Origin of the sequence: Micromonospora solifontis, from assembly GCF_003725545.1 — a bacterium.
Taxonomy (GTDB): Bacteria; Actinomycetota; Actinomycetes; order Mycobacteriales; family Micromonosporaceae; genus Micromonospora; species Micromonospora solifontis.
On sequence record NZ_RJLN01000056.1, the window covers coordinates 15,048 to 35,107 of the forward strand.

Here is a 20,060-nt window from a genome sequence, read left to right on the forward strand (position 1 = left end):
GCCCGTCCGGCGCGGGAGCCGCCCGGCACGGGAGACCCGTGCCGGGCGGCGTCGCCTGAGGCGGGTAGGACAGGTCAGCTGATGCCGGCGTCGGCGCAGAGCTTCGCGTACTCGCCGGTGCAGAGTTCGTCCTTGGTGACGAACCCGTCGGCGACGACGTCCTTGACGTTGTCCTTGTAGATTGCCTTTGGCTCCAACAGCACGGCCGGAACGTCGCGGTTGCCCTTCGGGTCGTGCACCGTCTGCCCGGTGTCCTTCTTTTCGCCCTTGGCAACCGCGATGGCCAGCTCGGCGGCGGCGTCCGCCTCCTTCTTGACCGCCTTGTAGACCGTCATGCACTGGTCGCCGGCGAGGATGTTCTGCAGGCCCTGCGGGGTGGCGTCCTGGCCGGTCACCGGGACCTTGCCGTTGAGTTTGTTCTTCTTCAGCACCGAGATGGCCGCGTTGCCGAGGCCGTCGTTGGCGGCCAGCACACCGTCGATCTTGCCATTGGTCTGCGTGAGCATCTGCTCGAAGATCGTGGCGGCCTGGGCGTTGTCCCAGTCCGGAACGGCCTGGTCCGGGCCCTTCACGTACTCCTTTGAGTCGAACTTCGGCTTGAGTACCGAGTCGTACCCGTTCTTGAACAGGGTCGCATTGTTGTCGGTGGGTGAGCCATTCAGGTAGGCCACCACCGGGTTCTTCGCGGCCTTGTCGGTCAGGCACTTGCTCAGGCCCTCGCCCTGGAGCTTGCCGACCGCCTCGTTGTCGAAGCTGACGTAGTACTGGGCGGAGCCGCCCAGGGTCAGCCGGTCGTAGTCGATCGTGCCGACGCCCTGCGACTTGGCCTTGTCGAGCACGGCCTTACCTGTGCCGTCGTCCAAGTTGACGATCATCAGGACGGTGGCGCCGTTCGTGATCATCTGGTCGGCGATGGTCTGGAACTGGGTCTTGTCGCCCTGGGCGTTCTGGATGTCGTAGTCGACGTTCGCGGCCTTGAACGCCGCCTCCAGGAACTTGCGGTCCGCGCCCTCCCAACGGGCGGAGGACTTGCTGTCCGGGAGGATCACGCCGATCTTCGGCTTCTTGTCGTTCGAACCGCCGGCCTGGTCGGAACCGCCGTTGTCACCACAGGCGGCCATGCTGCCGGTCGCGAGGAGACCGACGGCCGCGAAGGTGAGGAAGCCCTTGCGCATCTGCATGGGTCCTTTCGGAGGGTGGGGGAAGTAGTTGTCGGTGTTTTGTTGTGTCCGGCAACGTATTCCCCGCTGCGGTGAAGGCGCAAGACTGTCGAGGTCAGAGTTTTGTTGGCGGCGGTAACAATTCAGCAACGCGACTGTCACCCGGCCGTCACCGTGGTGCGAGCGCTTACCGCCTGACGTCCGGAAACGCTCCCAACCGGCCTTGCCGGGCCGGTTCAGGCGGTGGCGATCGGGGCCGTGACGGCGTCGGTGAGGGCGACCAGATCGGCCGGGGCGAGTTGCAGTTGCAGGCCGCGGCGACCGGCCGAGACGTAGACGGTCGGATGGGTCAGCGCGGACGCGTCGATCACCGTGGGCAGGCGCTTGCGCTGGCCGAGCGGGCTGATCCCGCCCCGCACGTAGCCGGTCGCGCGCTCGGCGGCGGCCCGGTCGGCCATGGCGGCCCGCTTGCCCCCGACGGCCGCCGCGAGGGCCTTCAGGTCCAACTCCCCGGTGACCGGCACGACCGCCACGGTGAGGCCGCCGTCGACCTCGGTGACCAGCGACTTGAAGACCTGCGCCGGCGGCACCCCCAGGGCCGCCGCGACCAGGGCGCCGTAGTTCGGCGCCTCGGGGGAGACGTCGTACGGGTGGGTGCTGTGGGCGATCTTCCGCTTGGTCAGCAGTGCCGTCGCCGGAGTGCCCTGTCCCGCCATGGCCGACACGCTAACCCGGGTGGGGCCGGCGGGCGAGTCGAAACCACGGGCCGGGAACGAGGCCGCCGGCTCAGCCCGGTACCGGCTGGCCGACCAGTACGGTCGGCGCGCCGGCCACCCGGGTCAGCACCAGGCTGGCTGCGCCGTCCCCGGCCAGCCTCAGGTCGCGGCGCAGCTTCTCCGGCTCCAGCGCCGAGCCGCGCTTGAGGATCTCCACCCGGCCGACCCGCCGCTCCCGCAGCAGCGCGCGCAGCCGCTTCAGCGAGAACGGCAGCACGTCGGTGACCTCCAGGCAGCGGGCGAACGGGGTGGGTCGGGCCGCCTCGGCGTACAGGTAGGCGATGCTCGGGTCGGCGAGGGTGGCGTCGAGTCCACCGGCCAGTTCGGCGACCAGGTGCGCCCGGACCACCGCCGGGTCCGGGTCGTACAGGAAGCGGCGGACCGGCCCGACCGGCGCCTCGTCCGTGCCGGAGCCGGTGAGCTGATCGGCGGGGGCCGCCGCCCTAACGGAGGCGTCAGGAGGGGACCCTTCCTTCTCCCGCAGCAGGGTGGCGCGGCGGGGTACCTCGGCCAGCGCGCCGCACCAGAGGGCCGCCTCGACGAGGTCGCCGTCCACGCTGACCCACTCCGCCTCGGCGCCGGCCGGGATCAGCGCGTGGTCCAGGCCGGGGGCCACCTTCACCACGGTGTGCGGCACCCGCGCGGCCAGCCCGGTGACGAAGTCCCAGGGCGGCGAGTAGGCGTTCGGGTCGAAGATCCGCCGGCCGGTGCCGGCCTTCCGCCGCGCCGGGTCGCAGAAGACCGCCTCCACCGCGGTCACGTCGAACGCCGTGGCGTCCCCGCACTCCACCGTGAACAGCTCCGCCAGCCCGGCCGCCTCGGCGTTCGCGGCGGCCATCGCGGCGGTCACCGGGTCGGCCTCCACCCCGTACACCCGGATGCCGGCGCGGGCGGCGGCGAGCGCGTCCGCGCCCAGGCCGCAACCCAGATCGGCCAGCGTGGTCACCCCCGCGGCGCGCAGCCGGGCCGCCCGCCGGTCGGCGACCACCCGCCGGGTGGCCTGCTCCAGCCCGGCCCGGGTGAGGAACATGCCGGCGGCCTCGGGACCGAACTTGCCGACCGCGCGGCGGCGCAGCTCCGCCTGGGTCAGCGCGGCGGCGGCCAGCCCGGCCGGCACCCCGGTCGAGCGGAGCGCGGCCGACCCCTCGGGGGTACGCAGGGCGGCGAGCTGGTCCAGGTCCACGCGCCCATTGTCGGTGGTGCCGCCCTCCGCCCCCGCCGGCCCCCGGCCGCCCCCGTGCCCGGCCGCCGTCCGGGGTGCGGCAGGTCGGGCCGGTCCGGCGCGACTCGCCGGCCGGTCCGTTGGCACTCTCCTTGACGGAGTGCTAGCCGAGGAATAACCTGCGATTAGCACTCTCGCCCTGAGGGTGCCAACGCCCGGGCCCTGGTGTCCGGGGGTTGAACGCCAGGCGGACCGGCACCCGCGACGACGGCCCCGCCCGGTGGCATGTGGCAGATTGACGCTGGTCGGCGTGCCGACCGGCAACGACACCAAGTACCCCAGGAGGGTATGCCCGTGACTACCGCGACCAAGGTTGCGATCAAGCCGCTCGAGGACCGCATCGTGGTCCAGGCGAACGAGGCCGAGACCACCACCGCCTCGGGCATCGTGATCCCCGACACCGCCAAGGAGAAGCCGCAGGAGGGCACCGTCCTCGCTGTCGGCCCGGGCCGGATCGACGACAAGGGCAACCGCGTGCCGATCGACGTCAAGGTCGGCGACACCGTCCTCTACTCGAAGTACGGCGGCACCGAGGTCAAGTACGCCGGCGAGGAGTACCTGGTGCTCTCCGCCCGCGACGTCCTCGCGGTCATCGAGAAGTAAGCAACCGATCAGTGTCGTTGCCCCGGTCCGGCTCGCCGGGCCGGGGCAACGTCGCTTCGAAGGGATACTGATGGCGAAGATCCTCAGCTTCTCGGACGACGCCCGGCACCTGCTCGAGCACGGTGTCAACGCCCTCGCGGACACGGTCAAGGTCACTCTCGGCCCGCGCGGGCGCAACGTCGTCCTGGACAAGAAGTTCGGTGCGCCCACGATCACCAACGACGGCGTGACGATCGCCAAGGAGATCGAGCTCACCAACCCGTACGAGAACCTCGGCGCGCAGCTGGTCAAGGAGGTGGCGACCAAGACCAACGACGTCGCCGGCGACGGGACCACCACCGCGACCGTGCTGGCCCAGGCCATGGTCCGCGAGGGCCTGCGCAACGTGGCCGCCGGGGCCAACCCGACCGGCCTCAAGCGGGGCATCGACGCGGCGGCCGGCAAGGTCTCCGAGGCGCTGCTCGGCAAGGCCGTGGAGGTCGCCGACAAGGAGTCGATCGCGCACGTCGCGACGATCTCCGCGCAGGACGCCACCATCGGCGAGCTGATCGCCGAGGCGATGGAGAAGGTCGGCCGCGACGGTGTCATCACCGTCGAGGAGGGCTCCGCCCTGACCACCGAGCTGGACGTGACCGAGGGTCTCCAGTTCGACAAGGGCTTCATCTCGCCGAACTTCGTCACCGACGTGGAGGGGCAGGAGTCGGTCCTGGAGGACCCGTACATCCTGATCACCACGCAGAAGATCTCGGCGATCGAGGAGCTGCTCCCGCTGCTGGAGAAGGTCCTCCAGAACAACAAGCCGCTGCTGATCATCGCCGAGGACGTCGAGGGCCAGGCCCTGTCCACGCTGGTGGTCAACGCGATCCGCAAGACCCTCAAGGTCTGCGCGGTGAAGGCCCCCGGCTTCGGTGACCGCCGCAAGGCGATGCTCCAGGACATGGCGATCCTGACCGGTGCCGAGCTGGTCGCGCCCGAGCTGGGCTACAAGCTCGACCAGGTCGGCCTGGAGGTGCTCGGCACCGCCCGGCGCGTGGTGGTCGACAAGGAGAACACCACCGTCGTCGACGGTGGCGGCCAGGCCGCCGAGGTCGCCGACCGGGTCGCCCAGATCCGCAAGGAGATCGAGGCCTCGGACTCCGAGTGGGACCGGGAGAAGCTGGCCGAGCGGCTGGCGAAGCTCTCCGGCGGCATCGCCGTGATCAAGGTCGGCGCGGCCACCGAGGTCGAGATGAAGGAGCGCAAGCACCGCATCGAGGACGCCATCGCCGCGACCAAGGCCGCGGTCGAGGAGGGTACGGTCCCGGGTGGCGGCGCCGCCCTGGCCCAGATCCTCTCCGTCCTCGACGGCGACCTGGGCCTGACCGGTGACGAGAAGGTCGGTGTCTCGATCGTGCGCAAGGCGCTGGTCGAGCCGCTGCGCTGGATCGCCCAGAACGCCGGCCACGACGGCTACGTGGTGGTGCAGAAGGTCGCCGCGCAGGAGTGGGGCAACGGCCTCGACGCCGCCGCCGGCGAGTACGTCGATCTGGTCAAGTCCGGCATCATCGACCCGGTGAAGGTGACCCGCAACGCGGTCACCAACGCCGCCTCGATCGCCGGCCTGCTGCTCACCACCGAGAGCCTGGTGGTGGAGAAGCCGGAGCAGGCCGAGCCGGCCGCCGCCGGGGGCCACGGCCACTCGCACGGCCACGGCCACCAGCACGGCCCGGGCTTCTGACCGCGCGCCGTACGGCCTGACGTCGGGGCACACCGCCAGCGTGGCGGTGTGCCCCGACCCGTATCTGGTTACGGAACGCTGACATGGTTGGCGCCCGGCCCGTTTGATCGACAACACTGGTCGGCGTGAGCAGCTTGTCCCGCGGCCATGCCGCGCTGGCCGGGGTCACCGCCGCCGCCGTGGCCGTCGGCGTCGCCGAGCCGGTGGCCGTCCTCACCGGCTTCCGCTCCGCACCGCTGATCGCGGTCGGCGGGCTGGTGGTCGACCTGGTGCCGGAGGCCCTCAAGCACCTCGCCATCTCGCTCTTCGGCACGCACGACAAGATCGCCCTGCTGATCGGGACGGCGGTGCTGCTGGCCGCGATCGCCGGGCTGCTCGGCGTGCTCGCCGCCCGCCGGCTCTGGCTCGGCCTGGCGGGCATCGCCGCGTTCGCCGCCCTCGGGGTGGCCGCCGCGCTGACCCGGCCCGGCGCCGGCCCCGCCGCCGCGCTGCCCTCGCTGGTCGGCGGCGGCCTCGGCGCGCTGACGCTCTGGGCCCTCATCGCCGGCCCGCTGGCCCCCGACCTCTGGCCCTGGTCGCCGCCGACCCCGGCCGAATCCGCCGCGCCGGCTGCTCCCGGCGAGCGAGCCGCTCCCGGTGGGCCGGCTGCGCCGGGCGAACCCCGGCCTGCGCCGGGCGGCGGGCGTGCCGGAGGGCGCGAGGAGGAGACCGATCCGGAGGGGCGGCGGCGGTTCCTGCGCGGCGTCGGCGTGCTGGCCGGGACGGCGGCGGTGGCCGGACTCGGCGGGCACTGGCTCGCCGGCCGGCGGGGCGTTTCGGCGGCCCGGCGGGCGGTCACGCTGCCGGCCCCGTCGGCGTCCGCGCCCGCGGTGCCGGCCGGCGCGGACCTGTCGTTGGCCCAGCTCGCCCCGTACGTCACCCCGAACAGCGGGTTCTACCGGATCGACACGGCGCTGGTGGTGCCGCAGGTGGACCCGGCGACCTGGCGGTTGCGGATCCATGGCCGGGTGCGCAAGCCGATCGAGCTGACCTTCGAGGAGCTGCTCGCCCGGCCGATGGTGGAGCGGTACGTGACCCTGGCCTGCGTCTCGAACGAGGTGGGCGGGGACCTGATCGGCAACGCGCGCTGGCTGGGCGTACCGATCAAAGAGCTGCTGGACGAGGCGGACCCGGAGGAGGGCGCCGACCAGGTGGTCGGGCGCTCGGTGGACGGCTGGACCTGCGGCACCCCGACGGCCGTGCTGCGGGACGGGCGGGACGCGCTGCTCGCGGTCGGGATGAACGGTGAGCCGCTGCCGGTCGAGCACGGCTTCCCGGTCCGCATGGTGGTGCCCGGCCTCTACGGCTACGTCTCGGCCTGCAAGTGGGTGACCGAGCTGGAGCTGACCAGCTTCGCCGACTTCGACGCGTACTGGGTGCCCCGGGGGTGGTCGGCGCAGGGCCCGATCAAGACGGAGTCGAGGATCGACACCCCCCGCCCGCGCAACCGGCTGACCGCGGGTCCGGTGACGGTCGCCGGGGTCGCCTGGGCTCAGCACCGTGGCATCCGTGCCGTCGAGGTACGGGTCGACGGCGGCCCGTGGCGGGCGGCCACGCTCGCCCCGACCGTCTCGGTGGACACCTGGGTGCAGTGGTCGTGGCGCTGGGACGCGACCCCGGGGGAGCACACCCTCCAGGTACGGGCCACGGACGCCGACGGGGTGACCCAGACGCCCGAACGCCGACCGGTCGCGCCGGACGGCGCCACCGGCTGGCACTCGGTCAAGGTCACCGTGCGCTGAGCGGGCCCTCGCCCGGCGCGGGCGTCCGCCGGCCCGGTCCGGTCCCACCCGGCGGTGGAGGGGTTCGATCCGCCTGTCGAGCTGATGTCACGGATGACTCACCCGACTCCCCGGTCCGCCGGGACGTGTCCGGGCCCCGGCCGGAAGGGCCGGCCTGGCCCGTCCCGCCCGGACGCCGCCGGGCGCTCGGCTGGCTGAGTCGTTGTTGACCCGATTCACGCGCCCGGACGCGCCGACGCCGCGCCCCGGTGCGGGGCGCGGCGTCGACGGTGGTCGGGTGGGCCGGCTCAGGCGACCTTGCGCTGCTCCGGCACGGCGGACTTGTGCGGCCGGCCGAGGCGGGCCTCCAGACGGGCGACATCCACCCGGGTCTGGCGGCGGTCGGCCAGGTCCTCCCAGCCGAGGGCGAGCAGCCGCAGCCGCTCCGACTCGCTGAACCCGCCCCACACGCCGTACGGCTCGCGGACCGACAGGGCGTGCGCGGCGCACTCGGCCCGGACCGGGCAGGCCCGGCAGACCGCCTTGGCGCCGGACTCGCGGCGCAGCCGCGAGGAGCCCCGCTCGCCGTCGGGGTGGAAGAACTGCGCGCTGTCGCGGCCCCGGCAGGCGCCGAGACGCTGCCAGTCCCAGAGGTCGATGATGGGTCCGGGCAGTCTACGTACGTTCGACATCAGCACCCCTCCTCCCGCGCGGCACCGCGGAGAATCCTTCGTGGCCAGCTACCGGGCGGCGGTCCGCGCGGGACACCGTTTCCGGACTGGCCCCTCGGTACCCGGGCTTTCCCGTGCTCACACATCTCGTGATCGAAAACCTCGACAACTGGCGGCATATGCCCCATCTGCCGGAAAAGTTCGGATGATTGCCCGGAACCTCCTCCGACGCCGAGGCCGTCGTGGTCGACTCTGTGTCGGAGAGGAGACCACTGTGCGTAACGTTCTCGTGTGCGTTCGGACACCACTCGCGGCCCAGCACCTGACCTCCGCGGCGGCGCGGCTCGGGCTGTCCGGCGTCGTCCGGACGGCGGTCTCCGATCCCGAGGTGATGTTGCGGCTGGCCGAGCGTCCGGTCGACGTCGTCCTCGCCGACACCGCCCTCACCCGGCCGGACAGCGCCGGCTTCGTGCGCCGGGTGCTCGCCCGGGCGCCCCAGGCCGCGGTCGTGCTGCTCGGCGCCGAGGAGTCGGAGGCGGCGGCGGCCACCATCAACGCCGGCGCCCGCGGCCTGATCCAGGGCGCCGACCACGATCTGACCAGCGCGGTCGCCAAGGCGCTGCTGCTGCTCTCCGCGCCCGGACGGGCGACCCGGAACCGGGTGACCGACCCGGCCCGGGACGCGGCCGCGGTCGGCGGCCCGGTCCGGACCAACGCGCCGGGACGTACCCCGGGCGGAGCGACGGCGGCCTGGCCGGCGGCGCCGGGGGAGGGCCCCGGCGGGGCACCCACAGTGGTCCCGGTGCAGCGCGGCGACGACCCGGCGGAGGCGGCCGGCGGCGAGCCGGAGCCGACGCCGGCCGGCGGGGCCCCGCGGACCGGCGGGCGTACCCCGCGCAGCGCGGTCGGGCTCACCGAGCGGGAGCTTCAGGTGCTGCTGGGGATGGCCGAGGGGAAGAGCAACGCGGAGATCGGGCGGGAGCTGTTCGTCTCGGAGGACACCGTCAAGACGCACGCTCGCCGGCTGTTCCGCAAGCTCGGCGCCCGGGACCGGGCGCACGCCGTCGCGGCGGGCTTCCGCGCCGGCCTGGTCGCCTGACCGACCAGGGCGGGCTCGCCGTCACTGCTCGGCGGAGTCCTCGGTGCCCTCGGTCAGGGTGTCGTGCACGCCGTCGGCGTACCCCCGGGCGTAGTCCCAGCTGACGTAGTGGTCCGGGTCCGGGTCGTAGGCCGGCTCGTGCACCCGCGGCCGTCCGGAGTTGAGCAGGTGGCGCAGGTTGCCGCGGAGCAGATCCCAGTCGAAGTAGTGCGGCTCGCGGCAGTCCTCGCACTCGATGACCAGGCCGCGCACCCCGATCGGCTGGAGCAGCGCCTGGTAGATCTCCAGGTCGGCGAGGTCCTCCAGGACGTCCTGCCGTTCGACCTCGGTCAGCGGGTCGAGCGGGTCGTCCTCGCGCGGGTCGTGCAGGCCGGCAGCCGGATCGGCCGGGTCGCCGTTGAACGGGTCGATGGGCTCGTCGTGCACCCCCTCACCGTAGTCGCAGTGGGGCCGGAAAGCCCGCCCCCGGGCGGTCCCTGTGGCCCCGCCTACCCGGACCCGCCGCTGCCCGGGGCGGCGCAGCTCAATGGGTACGATGAAGCGGCGCGCCCGCTGTGCGGCGTGTCCCGGTGCCCGCACGCGCCACCTCGCTGAAGCCCGTCCGAACAGCTCAGGGGAGCAATCGTGGAGAATTCGCCCAGCACCGACCTTCCTGGCGGCGTCGACGGTGGCGAGCTGAGCGGCCATCTGCCCGAGCTGCCGGCCGGCTCGGCGCGGGTGGTGCCGCTCGGGCTGACCTTCGACGACGTGCTGCTCCAGCCGGGCGAGTCGGACGTCGTCCCCAGCCGGGTCAACACCCGCACCCGCCTCACCCGCAACATCGAGCTGACCGTGCCGCTGCTGTCCAGCGCGATGGACACCGTCACCGAGGCGCGGATGGCGATCGCCATGGCCCGCCAGGGCGGCATCGGCGTGCTGCACCGCAACCTGTCGGTCGAGGACCAGGCGCTCCAGGTCGACCTGGTGAAGCGCTCCGAGTCCGGCATGATCACCAACCCGGTGACCGCCAGCCCGGACGACACCCTGCGCGAGGTCGACGCGCTCTGCGGCCGCTACCGCATCTCCGGCGTGCCGGTGGTCGACGGTCAGGGCCAGCTCGTCGGCATCGTCACCAACCGCGACATGCGCTTCGTCTCCGACCCGGCCACCCCGGTCCGGGAGATCATGACCCGCACCCCGCTGGTCACCGCCTCGGTCGGGGTGCGCAAGGACGAGGCGCTCGAACTGCTCCGCCGGCACAAGGTGGAGAAGCTGCCGATCGTCGACGAGTCCGGCAAGCTGCGCGGGCTGATCACGGTCAAGGACTTCACCAAGAGCGAGCAGTACCCGAACGCCACCAAGGACTCGGCCGGGCGGCTCCGGGTCGCCGCCGCCGTCGGGGTCGGCGAGGACTCGTACAAGCGGGCCCGCACCCTGGTCGACGCGGGCGTCGACGTGCTGATCGTGGACACCGCGCACGGCCACCAGCGGGCCGTGCTGGAGATGGTGGCCCGGCTCAAGAAGGACGTCGCCATCGACATCGTCGGCGGCAACATCGCCACCTACGCCGGCGCGAAGGCGCTGGTCGACGCGGGCGCCGACGGGGTGAAGGTGGGCGTCGGCCCGGGCGCCATCTGCACCACCCGGATCGTCGCCGGGGTGGGCGTACCGCAGGTCACGGCGATCATGGAGGCCGCGCGGGCGGCCCGCCCGGCCGGCGTGCCGGTGATCGGTGACGGCGGGATCCAGTACTCGGGCGACATCGCCAAGGCCCTGGTCGCCGGCGCGGACACCGTGATGCTCGGCAGCCTGCTGGCCGGCTGCGAGGAGAGCCCCGGCGAGCTGATCTTCATCAACGGCAAGCAGTACAAGGCCTACCGCGGGATGGGCTCGCTCGGCGCGATGCAGTCCCGGGGCCAGGGCCGGTCCTACTCCAAGGACCGGTACTTCCAGCAGGACGTGCTCGCCGAGGACAAGCTGGTGCCCGAGGGCGTCGAGGGTCAGGTGCCCTACCGGGGCCCGCTCGCCCAGGTCGCCCACCAGCTCGTCGGGGGCCTGCGCGCCGCGATGGGGTACGTCGGCGCCGAGAGCATCCCCGAGCTGCACCGGCGCGGCCAGCTCATCCGGATCACCGCGGCCGGGCTCAAGGAGAGCCACCCGCACGACATCCAGATGACCGTCGAGGCGCCCAACTACCACTCCCGCTGACCCATCACCCCCAACCACCTGGAGTCCCCCATGCGTGACGTGGTCGAGATCGGGCTGGGCAAGACCGCGCAGCGCGGTTACCACCTGGACGACATCGCCATCGTGCCGAGCCGCCGCACCCGGGACGTCGACGACGTCTCGACCGCGTGGCAGCTCGACGCGTACCAGTTCGGCATCCCCTGCGTCGGGCACCCGTCCGACGCCACCATGAGCCCCTCCTCGGCGGTGCGGCTCGGTCAGCTCGGCGGCCTCGGCGTGCTGAACGTCGAGGGCCTCTGGACCCGGTACGAGAACCCGGCCAAGGTGCTGGAGGAGTTGGCCGGCCTGGACGAGGAGGCGCGGGCGACCAAGCGCCTCCAGGAGGTGTACGCCGAGCCGATCCGCCCCGACCTGATCGCCGAGCGGGTCCGCGAGCTGCGGGCCGGCGGCGGCACGGTGGCCGTCCGGGTCTCGCCGCAGCACACCCTCGCGCTCGCCCCGGTGATCCTCGACGCCGGCGTGGACATCCTGGTCATCCAGGGCACCATCGTCTCCGCCGAGCACGTCTCCACCACCGACGAGCCGCTGAACCTCAAGGAGTTCATCGCCGACCTCGACCTGCCGGTCATCGTCGGCGGCTGCACCGACTACAAGACCGCGCTGCACCTGATGCGGACCGGCGCGGCTGGCGTCATCGTCGGCATCGGCGGCGACGACTGGTCGACCACCGAGTCGGTGCTCGGCATCCGGGTGCCGATGGCCACCGCCATCGCCGACGCCGCCGCGGCCCGCCGCGACTACCTGGACGAGACCGGCGGCCGGTACGTGCACCTGATCGCCGACGGCGACATGCAGACCTCCGGCGACATCGCCAAGGCGCTCGGCTGCGGCGCGGACGCGGTGATGCTCGGTGAGCCGCTCTCGCTCTGCGAGGAGGCCCCGGCCGGCGGCGCCTGGTGGCACTCGGCGGCCAGCCACCCGTCCCTGCCGCGTGGCGCGTTCGAGGTGGCCGGCGAGCCGCTGGGCTCGATGGAGAAGCTGCTCTTCGGCCCGGCCGACGAGCCGGACGGCCAGCTCAACCTGTTCGGCGGCCTGCGCCGGGCGATGGCCAAGTGCGGGTACCGCGACCTCAAGGAGTTCCAGAAGGTCGGCCTGGTCCTCGACCGCTGACCGGAGGCGCCGACGACCGGCGGCGCGGGTGTGGATTCCGTCCCACCCGCGCCGCCGCCCGTTCTAGGCTCGGCGGGTGACGCGGGGGCGGTGGTGGCCGGCGGCGGCGTTGGCCGTCGCGCTGCTGGCCGGCGGGTGCACCGGGGGCGACGGCCGGTTCCGGCCCGGGGCGGCCGACGCGGGCGACCCGTACGTGCCGGGGGCCGGCAACGGCGGCTACGACGTCGACCACTACGCGCTGCGCCTGCGTTACGACCCGGCCGACGACCGGCTCACCGGCCTGGCCACCGTCACCGCGACCGCCACCACCGGCCTGTCCCGGTTCCACCTCGACCTGGCCGGCCTCACCGTCGACCGGGTACGCGTCGACGGCGCCCCGGCGAAGCACCGGCGCGACGGCACCGAGCTGGTCGTCACCCCGGCCCGCGGCCTGCCGGCGGGGCGGCGGTTCACCGTCGAGGTCGGGTACGGCGGGGTGCCGCGGCCGCTGCCCAACGCCGAACTCGGCGACGGCGGCTTCCACGCCACCGGAGACGGCGCGATCGCGCTCGGCCAGCCGGAGTCGGCGAGCACCTGGTACCCGGTCAACGACCATCCCTCCGACAAGGCCAGCTACGACGTCGAGGTGACCGTCCCCGACGGACTCGCCGCGCTGAGCAACGGCGTGCCGAAGGGACGGTCCAGTCAGGCCGGCTGGACCACCTGGCGCTGGGCCGAGGCGTCCCCGATGGCCAGCTACCTGACCACCCTGGTGATCGGCGACTACCGGGTGTCCACCGGCACGCATGCCGGGAAGCCCCTGGTCACGGCGGTCGCCGCCGGGCTGCCCGCGGACGGGCCGGCGGCCGCGTCGGTGGCCCGCACCGGGGAGGTCGCGGACTTCCTGGCCGGCCGGTTCGGGCCGTACCCGTTCGACGCGTACGGCGGGATCGCGGTCGCCGACGAGCGGATCCGGTACGCGCTGGAGGCGCAGACCCGGCCGGTCTACGGGCCGGGGTTCTTCGTCGGCGGCCGGCCGAACACCGAGGTGATCGCGCACGAGCTGGCCCACCAGTGGTTCGGCGACAGCGTCTCGGTGGCCAGGTGGCAGGACATCTGGCTCAACGAGGGCTTCGCCACGTACGCGGAATGGCTCTGGAACGAGCACGACGGTGGCCGCCGGGTCGCGGAGTCCTTCGCCACCGCCTACGCGGCCACCGACTGGACGAAGCCCTCGCTGGACCCGGGTCGGGCGGCGATGTTCGGCGACGCGGTCTACCAGCGCGGCGCGCTCGCCGTGCACGCGCTGCGCCGGGCGGTGGGCGACGAGACCTTCTTCCGGATCCTGCGCGGCTGGCTGGCCGAGCGGCGGGACGGCACCGCCACCACCGCCGACTTCGCCGGGTACGCCGAGCGGGTGGCCGGCCGCCCGCTCCGCCCGCTCCTCGACGCCTGGCTGGTGGGCGCGACCGCACCGGCCCTGCCGTGACGCGGGTGTGACCGGCGGTCGGTAGGCTGCCGCGGGCGGAGCGGCCCGGGGCGGCCCGGCTCGCGCGCCCGGGGAGGGATCGAGGCGATGGCGCTGGCGCGGCGGAGTGCACGACGACGGCTCGGGCTGCTGGTCACCGGCGCGCTGCTGCTCGGCGGCTGCGGATCCACCGCGCCGGGACCGGCCGCCCCGGCGCCGGTCGGGCCCACCCCGAGCGCCGCCCGCAGCGTCGGGCCCGGCGCGGCCGGCGCCGGCGACCCCTACGTCCCGAGCTACGGCAACGGCGGCTACGACGTCGCCCACTACACGGTGAAGATCCGCTACGACCCGGCCACCGACCGCCTGAGCGGCACCACCACGCTGCGGGCCACCGCCACCGCCAACCTCTCCGCCTTCAACCTGGACCTGGCCGGGCTGACCGTCCGATCGGTCACCGTGGACGGGGTCAAGGCCCGGCACGCGCGGGCCGACGACGAGCTGGTCATCACCCCGGCCACCGCGTTGACCTCGGGGAACGGTTTCGTCGCGGAGATCCGGTACGACGGCGTGCCGGCCGCGCTGCGCAACGACGTGCTCGGCGAGGGCGGTTGGCTGCACACCTCCGACGGGGCCGTCGCGCTGGGCCAGCCGGAGTCGGCGAGCACCTGGTACCCGGTCAACGACCACCCCTCCGACAAGGCCACCTACGACTTCGAGATCACCGTGCCGAAGGAGCTCACCGCGGTCAGCAACGGTGTGCCGAAGGGCCGGACCGTGCGCGGTGACTGGGCCACCTTCGCGTGGTCGGAGGACGCGCCGATGGCCAGCTACCTCAGCACCGTGGTGATCGGGAAGTTCCGGGTCACCACCGGGGAGCACAAGGGACGGCCGGTGTACCACGCGGTCACCACGAAGGTGGCCGACGGGGCCCCGGACCGGTCGGTCGCCCGGACCGTCGAGGTCGCCGACTACCTGGAGAGCGTCTTCGGGCCCTACCCGTTCGACGCGTACGGCGGGGTGGTGGTGGCCGACGACCGGATCCGGTACGCGCTGGAGACGCAGAGCCGGCCGGTCTACTCGGCCGGGTTCTTCCGGCAGGGCGACAACACCGGGGTGGTCGCGCACGAGCTGGCCCACCAGTGGTTCGGCGACAGCGTGTCGCTGGCCAGGTGGCAGGACATCTGGCTGAACGAGGGGCTGGCCACCTACGGCGAGTGGCTCTGGGCCGAGCACACCGGCTCCTCGACCGTGCAGCGCACCTTCGAGCAGAGGTACGCGACGGCGTCCGGGCAGGTCTGGCGTACCCCGCCGGGCAAGCCCGGGATGGCGAACCTGTTCGGCCGGTCGGTCTACGACCGGGGCGGGATGACCGTGCACGCGCTCCGGTTGGCCGTGGGTGACAGCGCCTTCTTCACCATCCTGCGCACCTGGGCGGCGGAGAAGAAGAACGGCAACGGGACCACGGCCGAGTTCGTCGCGCTCGCCGAGCGGGTCTCGCACAAGAAGCTCGACAAGCTCTTCGACGCCTGGCTGTACGGCACCGAGCGTCCCGCCGCCCCGAAGGCCCGGTAAGGAAGGGCCCCTTCTTAACGCCTCCGGTAGAGAAGGGGCCCCCTCTTAACAGCTCTGCTCAGGTTTTCACCCGGAGCGTGGGGTGGGCCTTGAGGAACGCGTCGGCGGTGCCGCCGCGCAGGGCGGCGAGGAACTGCCGGCCCACCGGTTCGAGCTGCTCGCCGCGGTACGACCCGCCGCTGCCCACCGCGTCGCCGGGGAGCCCGACCAGGACGAAACGGTCGCCCGGCAGCCCGCCGAGGGCGTACGCGAAGTCGATGAGGCGCCGCCCGCCACCGATGTAGACCAGGGTCTGGCCGAGCCGGTCGACCACCTGCTGGACCCGGTCCGGGTCCCGGGCCAGCTCCTGGTCGAGGATCTTGCGGGCCAGGGCACGGATGAGCTGCTGCTGGTGCCGCTGCCGGGTGTAGTCGCCGCCGGCGGTGTACCGCTGCCGGGCGTAGTCCAGCGCCTGCCAGCCGTTCAGATGCCGGTTGCCCTTCTGGTAGACCATCTGCGGTCCCACATAGGTGCTGCCGACCCGGTCCCGGTAATGCCCGTCGGGCCGGCGGTGGATCGAGGCGACCCGCTGGTCGACATAGAGGTCCACGCCGCCGAGGGCGGTCACCAGCTTGTCGAAGCCGGTGAAGGTGATCACCGCGCCGGCGTCGATGCGCAGCCCGGTGTACCGGCTGACGGTGTTGCGCAGCAGCTCGTACCCCTGGGCGGTGCTGGGGTGCAGCTTGTCGCCGGGGACCCGGCTGCCGTAGCTCATCGCGTGGGTGAGCTTGGTCCGGCCACCCGGGTAGCCGGACTTGGCGTACTTCGGGATGTCCACCACCAGGTCGCGGGGGAGGGAGAAGAGGTACGCCCGGTCCAGTCCGGCCGGCACGTGCAGGACCAGTACGGAGTCGGCGTGCGGCTCCCAGCCCGGCACGCTGACCCGGGTGTCCACCCCGATCAGCAGCAGGTTGAGCGGACCCTTGAGGTCGGCGCCCGGGGGCGGGGTGGGGCTGGCCGGGGTCGGCGGGCCGGCCGACGGGGTGGGGGTGGCGGAGCCGGCGACCGGGGCGGGCGCCGGGTGGGAGACCAGCCGGGTGACCACCACCGCGCCGGCGGCGACCACCAGCACGGCCACCAGCGCCGCCAGGCCCAGTACCCACCGTCGTCGCGTCATCGCGGCTCTCCTTCCCCCGTGTACTCGACGCGCGAGGCGTGCCGCCGGTTGCGGCGCTGGGAATCCCGGATCATCGAGCGCTCTGCATGATCTGCGAAAAACTCGTGCTGGCGCTATAGCTACCCGTCGGTAATGATGCGTTCATGCGGTACGACGTGGTCGTCATCGGTTCCGGCTTCGGCGGCAGCGTCACCGCGCTGCGACTGGCCGAGAAGGGCTACACGGTCGGCGTGCTGGAGGCCGGCCGGCGCTTCGCCGACGACGAGTTCCCGGAGACCTCCTGGCGGGCCCGGCGATTCCTCTGGGCCCCGAAGCTCGGTTGCTACGGGCTGCAACGGATCACCCTGCTCCGCTCGGCCGACCGGAAGGCCGGCGGCGGGGTGCTGGTGCTCTCCGGCGCCGGGGTGGGCGGCGGCTCGCTGGTCTACGCGAACACCCTCTACGAACCGCTCGACGCCTTCTACGCCGACCCGCAGTGGCGGGACATCACCGACTGGCGCGACGAGCTGGCCCGCCACTACGACCAGGCGAAGCGGATGCTCGGCGTCACCACGTACCCGATCGTCACCGGCGCGGACCGGGCGATGCGGGCGGTGGCCGAGCGGATGGGGGTGGGCCACACCTTCCACGCCACCCCGGTCGGCGTGCACATCGGCCGGCCCGGCGAGCGGGTCGCCGACCCGTACTTCGGCGGGGCCGGACCGGAGCGGACCGGCTGCAACCACTGCGGCGCCTGCATGACCGGCTGCCGGCACGGCGCGAAGAACACCCTGGTCAAGAACTACCTCTGGCTGGCCGAGCGGCAGGGGGTCCAGGTCCATGCGTTGACCACGGTGACCGCGGTCCGGCCCGCAGCCGGCGGCGGGTACGAGGTGCACACCGAGCGCACCGGCGCCTGGCTGCGCAAGCGCCGCCAGGTGATCCACGCCGACCAGGTGGTCTTCGCCGCCGGCGCGCTCGGCACCCAGCGGCTGCTGCACGAGATGCGGGCCACCGGCGCGCTGCCCGGGCTCTCGCCCCGGCTCGGCGAGCTGACCCGGACCAACTCGGAGGCGATCCTCGGCGCCTCGGTCGGGCCGCGGCAGGCCCGGCAGCGCGGGCTCGACTTCACCGAGGGGGTGGCGATCACCAGCTCCTTCCACCCCGACCCGCAGACCCACATCGAGCCGGTCCGGTACGGCAAGGGCGCCAACGCGATGGGCCTGCTCCAGTCGCTGCTGGTCGACGGCGGGCCGCACCGGGTCCGGCGCTGGCTGGCCAGCATCGTCACCCAGCCCGCGCTGGCCGCCCGGATGCTCTCGGTCCGCAACTGGTCCGAGCGCACGGTGATCGCCCTGGTCATGCAGTCGGTCGACAACTCGCTCACCACCCGGCTGCGGCGTGGCCCGTTCGGCCGGCGGCTGGTCTCCGGCCCCGGGCACGGTGCGCCCAACCCGACCTGGATCCCGGCCGGCAACCAGGCGGTCCGGCTGCTCGCCGAGGAGATCGACGGCACCCCCGGCGGCGCGGTCACCGAGCCGTTCAACATCCCGGTGACCGCGCACATCCTCGGCGGCGCGGCGATCGGCGACAGCCCGGAGCGTGGCGTGATCGACCCGTACCACCGGGTCTACGGCCACCCGGGGCTGCACGTGGTGGACGGGGCGGCGGTCTCGGCGAACCTGGGGGTCAACCCGTCGCTGACCATCACCGCGCAGGCCGAGCGGGCGATGTCCTGCTGGCCGAACAAGGGCGAGGCGGACCCCCGCCCGCCGCTCGGCGCCGCGTACCGCCGGGTCGACCCGGTCCCGCCCCGGGAGCCGGCCGTTCCGGCGCACGCCCCCGCCGCCCTGCGCCCCTGAGCAGGCCGGCCGGGGCGGCGGCGGACGCGGCGCGCGACACACCGGGGCGCGGCCCGCCGGGGCGGTGACGGTCGGTAGGCTTTCTGCACATGAGCACGCCTCGCCCCGTCCTCGTGGTGGACTTCGGAGCCCAGTACGCCCAGCTCATCGCGCGCCGCGTGCGCGAGGCGAAGGTCTACTCGGAGATCGTCCCGCATTCCATGCCGGTGTCCGAGATGCTGGCGAAGAACCCGGCCGCGATCATCCTGTCCGGCGGCCCGTCCAGCGTCTACGCGCCGGGCGCCCCGCAGATCGACGCCGGGATGTTCAACTCCGGGGTGCCCGTCTTCGGCATCTGCTACGGCTTCCAGGCGATGGCCCAGGCCCTCGGTGGCACGGTGGCGCAGACCGGCAACCGGGAGTACGGCGGCACCCCGCTGCACCCGCGCCCGGAGGCCGGTGTGCTGCTCCGCGACCTCCCGGACGACCTGCCGGTCTGGATGAGCCACGGCGACTGCGTCACCGAGGCGCCGGTCGGCTTCACGGTCACCGCCGAGTCGGCGGGCGCGCCGGTCGCCGCGTTCGAGGACCTGACCGGCCGTCGGGCCGGGGTGCAGTTCCACCCCGAGGTCGGGCACACCGCGCACGGCCAGGAGATGCTCACCCGATTCCTGCACGACATCGCCGGGATCGAGCCCACCTGGACGCCCGAGAACATCATCGACGAGCAGGTGGCCCGGATCCGGGAGCAGGTCGGCGACAAGGAGGTCATCTGCGGCCTGAGCGGCGGCGTCGACTCCGCGGTGGCCGCGGCGCTGGTGCACAAGGCCGTCGGCGACCAGCTCACCTGCGTCTTCGTCGACCATGGCCTGCTGCGGGCCGGTGAGGCCGAGCAGGTGGAGAAGGACTACGTCGCCGCCACCGGCATCAAGCTCAAGGTGGTCGATGCCCGGGAGCGGTTCCTCGGGGCCCTCGCCGGGGTGACCGACCCGGAGCAGAAGCGCAAGATCATCGGCCGGGAGTTCATCCGGGTCTTCGAGGCCGCCGCCCGGGAGATCGCCGCGCACGGCGACGTCGAGTTCCTGGTGCAGGGCACCCTCTACCCGGACGTGGTGGAGTCCGGCGGCGGCACCGGCACCGCCAACATCAAGAGCCACCACAACGTCGGCGGCCTCCCCGAGGACCTGAAGTTCGCCCTGGTGGAGCCGCTGCGCACCCTCTTCAAGGACGAGGTCCGCACGCTGGGCCTCCAGCTGGGCCTGCCGGAGGCGATGGTCTGGCGGCACCCGTTCCCCGGCCCGGGCCTGGCCATCCGGATCATCGGCGCGGTCGACGAGGAGCGGCTCGCGGTGCTGCGCAAGGCCGACCTGATCGCCCGGCAGGAGCTCAGCGCCGCCGGGCTGGACCGGGGCGTCTGGCAGTTCCCGGTGGTGCTGCTGGCCGACGTCCGCAGCGTCGGCGTGCAGGGTGACGGGCGCAGCTACGGGCATCCCGTGGTGCTGCGCCCGGTCTCCAGCGAGGACGCGATGACCGCCGACTGGTCGCGGCTGCCGTACGAGGTGGTGGCCCGGATCTCCACCCGGATCACCAACGAGGTCGCCGAGGTCAACCGGGTGGTCCTGGACGTGACCAGCAAGCCGCCGGGCACCATCGAGTGGGAGTGAGCCCGGCTCACGCCGCCGGCGGCGTCGGCGGCTGAGGCGCCGGCCGGGTCTCCGGCT

At 73.3% G+C, this 20,060-nt stretch carries 16 protein-coding genes; 10 read left to right on the forward strand and 6 right to left on the reverse strand.

The genetic code is table 11. From position 1 onward, the window contains the following. Positions 1-74: 74 nt before the first annotated feature. The 3 genes from EFE23_RS18880 to EFE23_RS18890 form a co-directional block, all read right to left on the reverse strand. Complete coding sequence (locus EFE23_RS18880; RefSeq protein WP_123242280.1) at positions 75-1,175, reverse strand: sugar ABC transporter substrate-binding protein; 1,101 nt, start codon at positions 1,173-1,175, stop codon at positions 75-77. 221 nt (positions 1,176-1,396) lie between these two features. Further along, positions 1,397-1,876 (reverse strand): Cys-tRNA(Pro) deacylase, encoded by a 480-nt coding sequence (gene ybaK / locus EFE23_RS18885; RefSeq protein WP_123242281.1) that lies wholly within the window; start codon positions 1,874-1,876, stop codon positions 1,397-1,399. A gap of 70 nt (positions 1,877-1,946) precedes the next feature. Further along, positions 1,947-3,119, reverse strand: a complete 1,173-nt coding sequence (locus EFE23_RS18890) for a THUMP-like domain-containing protein (RefSeq protein ID WP_123242268.1) — start codon at positions 3,117-3,119, stop codon at positions 1,947-1,949. A 333-nt stretch (positions 3,120-3,452) separates the two neighbouring features. On the opposite strand from EFE23_RS18890, the gene groES reads away from it, so the two are divergent. The 3 genes from groES to EFE23_RS18905 all read left to right on the forward strand — a co-directional run bounded on the left by groES (position 3,453) and on the right by EFE23_RS18905 (position 7,259). Then, the gene (gene groES / locus EFE23_RS18895; protein WP_012015047.1) at positions 3,453-3,761 is read left to right on the forward strand and encodes a co-chaperone GroES; all 309 of its coding nucleotides are present in this window, start codon (positions 3,453-3,455) and stop codon (positions 3,759-3,761) included. 70 nt (positions 3,762-3,831) lie between these two features. After that, entirely contained in the window at positions 3,832-5,478 is a 1,647-nt protein-coding gene (groL, locus tag EFE23_RS18900) for a chaperonin GroEL (protein WP_123242269.1), read from the forward strand. 125 nt (positions 5,479-5,603) lie between these two features. Further along, the gene (locus EFE23_RS18905) at positions 5,604-7,259 is read left to right on the forward strand and encodes a molybdopterin-dependent oxidoreductase (protein WP_123242270.1); all 1,656 of its coding nucleotides are present in this window, start codon (positions 5,604-5,606) and stop codon (positions 7,257-7,259) included. Between the two features lie 287 nt (positions 7,260-7,546). Here the strand turns inward: EFE23_RS18905 and EFE23_RS18910 are convergent, their stop codons facing one another. Continuing rightward, positions 7,547-7,930: a WhiB family transcriptional regulator gene (locus EFE23_RS18910; protein ID WP_123242282.1), complete on the reverse strand. Its 384-nt coding sequence runs from the start codon at positions 7,928-7,930 to the stop codon at positions 7,547-7,549. A 253-nt stretch (positions 7,931-8,183) separates the two neighbouring features. Here EFE23_RS18910 and EFE23_RS18915 point away from each other — a divergent pair, with 253 nt between their 5' ends. Next, entirely contained in the window at positions 8,184-9,008 is an 825-nt protein-coding gene (locus tag EFE23_RS18915; RefSeq protein WP_123242271.1) for a helix-turn-helix transcriptional regulator, read from the forward strand. A gap of 21 nt (positions 9,009-9,029) precedes the next feature. On the opposite strand, the gene EFE23_RS18920 is transcribed toward EFE23_RS18915, so the two are convergent. Continuing rightward, the gene (locus EFE23_RS18920; protein WP_123242272.1) at positions 9,030-9,434 is read right to left on the reverse strand and encodes a DUF5319 domain-containing protein; all 405 of its coding nucleotides are present in this window, start codon (positions 9,432-9,434) and stop codon (positions 9,030-9,032) included. Between the two features lie 198 nt (positions 9,435-9,632). On the opposite strand from EFE23_RS18920, the gene guaB reads away from it, so the two are divergent. The 4 genes from guaB (at position 9,633) to EFE23_RS18940 (ending at position 15,363) form a co-directional block, all read left to right on the forward strand. After that, positions 9,633-11,195, forward strand: a complete 1,563-nt coding sequence (gene guaB, locus EFE23_RS18925) for an IMP dehydrogenase (protein WP_123242273.1) — start codon at positions 9,633-9,635, stop codon at positions 11,193-11,195. 30 nt (positions 11,196-11,225) lie between these two features. Further along, entirely contained in the window at positions 11,226-12,344 is a 1,119-nt protein-coding gene (locus tag EFE23_RS18930) for a GuaB3 family IMP dehydrogenase-related protein (RefSeq protein WP_123242274.1), read from the forward strand. A 76-nt stretch (positions 12,345-12,420) separates the two neighbouring features. Further along, positions 12,421-13,812 (forward strand): M1 family metallopeptidase, encoded by a 1,392-nt coding sequence (locus tag EFE23_RS18935; RefSeq protein WP_123242275.1) that lies wholly within the window; start codon positions 12,421-12,423, stop codon positions 13,810-13,812. An 87-nt stretch (positions 13,813-13,899) separates the two neighbouring features. Further along, the gene (locus EFE23_RS18940; RefSeq protein WP_373684024.1) at positions 13,900-15,363 is read left to right on the forward strand and encodes a M1 family metallopeptidase; all 1,464 of its coding nucleotides are present in this window, start codon (positions 13,900-13,902) and stop codon (positions 15,361-15,363) included. 58 nt (positions 15,364-15,421) lie between these two features. Here the strand turns inward: EFE23_RS18940 and EFE23_RS18945 are convergent, their stop codons facing one another. Beyond that, positions 15,422-16,519: an LCP family protein gene (locus EFE23_RS18945; protein ID WP_123242276.1), complete on the reverse strand. Its 1,098-nt coding sequence runs from the start codon at positions 16,517-16,519 to the stop codon at positions 15,422-15,424. A 143-nt stretch (positions 16,520-16,662) separates the two neighbouring features. On the opposite strand from EFE23_RS18945, the gene EFE23_RS18950 reads away from it, so the two are divergent. Then, the gene (locus EFE23_RS18950; protein ID WP_123242277.1) at positions 16,663-18,360 is read left to right on the forward strand and encodes an FAD-dependent oxidoreductase; all 1,698 of its coding nucleotides are present in this window, start codon (positions 16,663-16,665) and stop codon (positions 18,358-18,360) included. Between the two features lie 89 nt (positions 18,361-18,449). Beyond that, complete coding sequence (guaA, locus tag EFE23_RS18955; protein ID WP_123242278.1) at positions 18,450-20,003, forward strand: glutamine-hydrolyzing GMP synthase; 1,554 nt, start codon at positions 18,450-18,452, stop codon at positions 20,001-20,003. Positions 20,004-20,060: the final 57 nt, after the last annotated feature.